The organism is Mycobacterium sp. TH-M106 (assembly GCF_057473765.1).
This window is the reverse complement of the sequence record NZ_JBYCLE010000465.1, coordinates 1-5340: the sequence shown is the minus strand read 5'-3', so window position 1 is coordinate 5340 and position 5340 is coordinate 1. Positions and strand designations below refer to the sequence as shown.

At 68.4% G+C, this 5340-nt stretch carries 4 protein-coding genes; 3 read left to right on the top strand and 1 reads right to left on the bottom strand.

Annotation, left to right across the window (positions count from 1 at the left end; genetic code table 11):
- A partial coding sequence (locus AC2VOP_RS16590; RefSeq protein WP_486961989.1) for a mannosyltransferase occupies positions 1-1155 on the top strand: 1155 nt, incomplete at its 5' end.
- Here the strand turns inward: AC2VOP_RS16590 and AC2VOP_RS16585 are convergent.
- On the bottom strand, positions 1130-1417 hold the full coding sequence (locus AC2VOP_RS16585; RefSeq protein WP_486961988.1) for a 4a-hydroxytetrahydrobiopterin dehydratase: 288 nt from the start codon (positions 1415-1417) through the stop codon (positions 1130-1132). The genes AC2VOP_RS16590 and AC2VOP_RS16585 overlap by 26 nt on opposite strands.
- A gap of 70 nt (positions 1418-1487) precedes the next feature.
- On the opposite strand from AC2VOP_RS16585, the gene AC2VOP_RS16580 reads away from it, so the two are divergent.
- Together AC2VOP_RS16580 and AC2VOP_RS16575 are read left to right on the top strand one after the other, a co-directional pair.
- Entirely contained in the window at positions 1488-1889 is a 402-nt protein-coding gene (locus AC2VOP_RS16580; protein ID WP_486961987.1) for a (deoxy)nucleoside triphosphate pyrophosphohydrolase, read from the top strand.
- Between the two features lie 182 nt (positions 1890-2071).
- Positions 2072-5340, top strand: a 3269-nt coding sequence (locus AC2VOP_RS16575; RefSeq protein WP_486961986.1) for a nitrate reductase subunit alpha, incomplete at its 3' end; no start/stop codon positions are given.

Sequence of the window (5340 nt, the reverse complement as noted above, 5' to 3'; positions counted from 1 at the left end):
GCTCCGCTGCTGTTGGCGGCCAGCATCGCGGCGCGGCTGGCCTGGACATACCTGACACCCAACGGCGCCAACTTCGTCGACCTGCACGTCTACGTCGGCGGTGCCGCCACGCTCGACCGGCCCGACGCCCTCTACGACTACACCTACGCCGACCAGACGCCGGATTTCCCGCTGCCGTTCACCTACCCGCCGTTCGCCGCAATCGTGTTCTATCCGTTGCACCTGCTGCCGTTTCCACTGCTGGCATTTCTCTGGCAGGTCGCGACGATCGCCGCACTCTACGGTGTGGTCCGGGTCAGCCAGCGGCTGCTCGGCCCAGATGCGTGCGGCGCTGGCCGCACCGCGATGCTGTGGACGGCGGTGACCATCTGGATCGAGCCGTTGCGAAGCACCTTCGACTACGGACAGATCAACGTGTTCCTGGTGTTGGCCGTGTTGTGCGCGGTCTGCAGCCGACGATGGTGGGTGTCCGGGCTGCTGGTCGGCACCGCCGCCGGGGTCAAGCTGACTCCGGCGGTCGCCGGTGTCTACTTCGCCGGGGCGCGACGGTGGGCCGCCGTGGTTTTCGCGGCGGCGGTCTTTCTCGCCACCATCGCGGTGTCGGTGTTGGTCACCGGCGGCCAAACCTGCCGCTACTTCACTGAGCTGCTCGGTGACGCCGGCCGGGTTGGGCCGATCGGCACCTCGTTCAACCAGTCCTGGCGCGGCGGGATCTCCCGGATTCTCGGGCACGACGCCGGCTACGGCGCGCCGGTTTTGATCGCCATCGCTGCCACGCTGGTGCTGGCTGTGTCGGCCTGGCGCGCGCTCGGCCGGACGGATCGACTGGGTCTGCTGCTCGTGGTCGAGCTGTTCGGTCTGCTGGCCTCGCCGATCTCGTGGACGCATCACTGGGTGTGGTTGGTCCCGCTGATGGTCTGGCTGATCCACGGCCCGTTCTCCGAACGCATCGGCGCTCGGGTTCTGGGTTGGGGCTGGCTGGCGTTGACCCTGGTCGGGGTGCCGTGGTTGCTGAGCTTCGCGCAGCCGAGCATCTGGCAGGGCGGCCGGCCCTGGTATCTGGCCTGGGCCGGGCTGGTCTACATCGTGGCGGCGCTGGCGACGCTGGGCTGGATCGCGGCGACCGGCATTAGCTACCCGTTAGGATCTCGTTGATGTCGTGGGCCATCGCCACGTCGTTTGCGGTGATCCCGCCGGCCGAATGCGTGACCAGGGCGAAAGTCACCGTCCGCCAGCGGATGTCGATGTCGGGGTGGTGGTCCTTGGCCTCCGCGTGGTCGGCGACCCGGCGCACCGCGTCGATGCCGGCGAGAAACGACGGGAACTTGACCGACCGTCGCAGCGTCCCGCCGGCGTGTTCCCAGCCGTCGAGGTCGCCCAGCGCCGCGGCCACCTGCTCATCGGTTAACACAGCCATACAGCCCACGGTACTGCGGACAGCGCGTCACGCCAGCGAGCCTGGAGTGTTCGGTATACCGTCACCGACCATGCCGAACCGGATCGTCGTCGCGGGGGCCATCATCGCCGGGCCGGCGGTGCTGGTCGCGCAGCGGTGCCGCCCACCGGCGCTGGCCGGCCGCTGGGAGCTTCCCGGCGGCAAAGTCGCACCGGGTGAGACCGAGCCCGCAGCGCTGGCCCGGGAACTGGCTGAGGAACTCGGTCTCGATGCCGACGCCGTCGTGGTGGGTGCGCGCCTCGGTAACGACGTCGCGCTGGATGCGAACACGATGCTGCGGGCCTACCGGGTTAGCCTCGCCCGCGGCGAACCACGCCCGCACGACCACCAGGCGCTGCGCTGGGCCACCGCAGAGGAGCTGTCCGGCATCGACTGGGTGCCGGCCGACCGCGCCTGGCTGCCGGAGCTGACCCGGACGCTACAGCCGGGTTGACGAAATCGGCACAGCGACTTCCCAGCGTGGAATTATGGTCGCCTGACGATATAAGCCGTATGCTGGCGGATTGCTGGCCTGCTGCAGGCGAAGGGCCGGTGCGCTGGGCCGTGACCCGGTGTCGACGCGGAGCCGCAAAAATCCAGCGTCCGAGCGTGCTGCGACCCCAAGGAGACTCCCGGATGACCACAACAGCTCATGTCGGTAGCCCGCTAGAGGAGTTGCTGGAACGCAGCGGCCGCTTCTTCACCCCCGGCGAGTTCTCGGCTGACCTGCGCACCGTCACCCGACGCGGCGGGCGGGAGGCCGACGCCTTCTACCGCGACCGGTGGAGCCACGACAAGGTGGTGCGCTCCACGCACGGGGTCAACTGCACCGGGTCGTGCTCATGGAAGATCTTCGTCAAGGGCGGGATCATCACCTGGGAGAACCAGGCGACCGACTACCCGACGGTGGGTCCGGACCGCCCCGAGTACGAGCCCCGCGGCTGTCCGCGCGGCGCGTCGTTCTCCTGGTACTCCTACTCACCGACCAGAGTGCGCTATCCGTACGCCCGCGGCCTGCTGGTGGAGATGTTCCGGGAGGCCAAGGCCCGCCTCGGCGACCCGGTGCTCGCGTGGGCGGAGATCCAGGCCGACCCGCAGCGTCGCCGGCGCTACCAGCAGGCCCGCGGGAAGGGCGGGCTGGTGCGGGTGAGTTGGGCCGAGGCCGCTGAATTGATCGCCGCCGCCCATGTGCACACCATCAAGACCTACGGTCCCGACCGGATAGCCGGGTTCTCGCCGATCCCGGCGATGTCGATGGCGTCGTATGCGGCCGGCTCACGGTTCTTCGAGCTGATCGGCGCCCCGATGACGTCGTTCTACGACTGGTACGCCGACCTGCCGGTCGCCTCGCCGCAGGTGTTCGGGGACCAGACCGACGTGCCCGAGTCCGGCGACTGGTGGGACGCGGCCTACCTGATGATGTGGGGCTCCAACGTCCCGATCACCCGCACCCCGGACGCGCACTGGATGGCGGAGGTGCGCTACCGCGGTACCAAAGTGGTCAGCGTCAGCCCGGACTACGCCGACAACACCAAATTCGCCGACGAGTGGATGCCGTGCGCGGCCGGCAACGACGCCGCGCTGGCCATGGCGATGGGCCACGTCATCCTCACCGAACACTATGTGCGCAAACCGGTCCCGTTCTTCATCGACTATGCGTTGCGTTACACCGACCTGCCATTCCTGATCAAGCTGGATCAGCGGGGCGAGCATCTGGTCCCGGGCAAGAACCTCACCGCCGCCGACCTCGGCGGCGAGTCCGCGGACGTCGAGAATGCCGCGTTCAAGCCGGCGTTGCTCGACACGATCACCGATTCGGTTGTGGTGCCCAACGGGTCGCTGGGTTTCCGGTTCGGCGACGACGGGATCGGCAAGTGGAACCTCGATCTCGGCGACGTCCAGCCGGCGCTGAGTGTCCGGCGCGGGCAGCCAACCGACGGCGAGACCGCGCTGGTGTCGCTGCCCAGCTTCGACACCGTCAACGGCGAGGGCACGGTCGTGACGCGCGGGATCCCGGTGCGCCGGATCGGCGAGCACCTGGTGTGCACCGTTTACGACCTGATGCTGGCCCAGTACGGGGTGCGCCGCCCCGGCCTGCCCGGGGAGTGGCCGACCGGGTACGACGACGCCGACTTCTCCTGCACCCCGGCCTGGCAGGAGCCGATCACCCGGGTGTCGGCCAGCCAGGCGATCCGCGTCGCCAAGGAATTCGCCCGCAGCGCTGAGGAATCCGGCGGCCGGTCGATGATCATCATGGGCAGCGGCATCGGTCAGTGGTTCCACGGTGACGCGACCTATCGCGCGGTGCTGGCGTTGCTGATGCTGACCGGGTCGATGGGACGAAACGGCGGCGGCTGGGCGCATTACGTGGGCCAGGAGAAGGTTCGCCCGCTGACCGGGTTCCAGACGATGGCGATGGCCACCGACTGGGTCCGCCCGCCGCGGCAGGTGCCTGGCGCGTCGTACTGGTATGTGCACACCAACCAGTGGCGCTACGACGGGTATGGCGCCGACAAGCTGAGCACGCCGCTGGGCCGCGGACGGTTCGCCGGCAAGCACACGATCGACCTGCTGGCCTCGGCGACGGCGATGGGCTGGAGCCCGTTCTACCCGCAGTTCGACCGGTCGAGTCTGGATGTCGCCGACGAAGCCCGGGCCGCGGGCCGTGACATCGGCGAGTACGTGGCCGAACAACTCGCGCAGCGCACACTCACGATGTCGATCACCGATCCGGACAACCCGGTCAACTGGCCGCGGGTGCTCACCGTCTGGCGGGCCAACCTGATCGGGGCGTCGGGCAAGGGCGGCGAGTATTTTCTGCAGCATCTGCTGGGCACCGACTCGAACATACTGGGCAAACCCGCGACCTATGGGGTGCAGCCGATCGACGTGGTCTCCGACACCGACATCCCCGAGGGCAAGCTTGACCTGATGATGTCGATCGACTTCCGGACGACCTCGACGACGCTGGTCTCCGACGTCGTGCTGCCGGCAGCGACCTGGTATGAGAAAGCCGACATCTCCAGCACCGACATGCACCCGTACGTGCACGCATTTTCCGCAGCGATCGACCCGCCGTGGGAGACCCGCACCGACTTCGACGCGTTCGGCGCTATCGCGCGCGCGTTCAGCCAGCTCGCCAAGCAGCACCTGGGCACCCGCGCCGATGTGGTGCTCACCGCGTTGCAGCACGACACCGCGGATGCGTTGGCCTACCCGGACGGCACCGAAAACGACTGGCTGCACAGCGGCCAGACCCCGATTCCGGGTAAGACGATGTCGAAACTGACTGTGGTGGAACGTGACTACGCCGCGGTCTACGACAAGTGGCGGACCCTGGGTCCGCTGGTCGAACAGGTCGGCGTCACCACCAAGGGCGTGACCATGCACCCGGATCGGGAAGTCGCCGAGCTCGGTGAGCGGTTCGGGGTGCTGGATTCCGGTGCGGCAGCTGGCCGTCCGGCGGTCACCACCGGCGAGCGAATGGCCGAGGTGATCCTCGCACTGTCCGGAACCTGCAACGGCCGGCTTGCGGTGGACGGCTTCCGCGACCTGGAGCGGAGGACCGGTCGCAAGCTGGTCCACCTGGCCGAGGGCAGCGAGGAGAAGCGCATCACCTATGCCGACACCCAGGCTCGGCCGGTCCCGGTGATCACCAGCCCGGAGTGGTCGGGCAGCGAAACCGGCGGGCGTCGCTATGCTCCGTTCGCCGTGAACGTCGAGTGCCTCAAGCCGTGGCATACGCTCACCGGTCGAATGCACTTCTACCTGGCCCACGACTGGATCGAAGAACTCGGCGAACATCTGCCGGTGTTCCGTCCGCCGCTGGACATGGCCAGGCTGTTCGACGCCCCCGAGCTGGGCCCGACCGACGACGGCATCGGGTTGACGGTGCGGTACGTGAC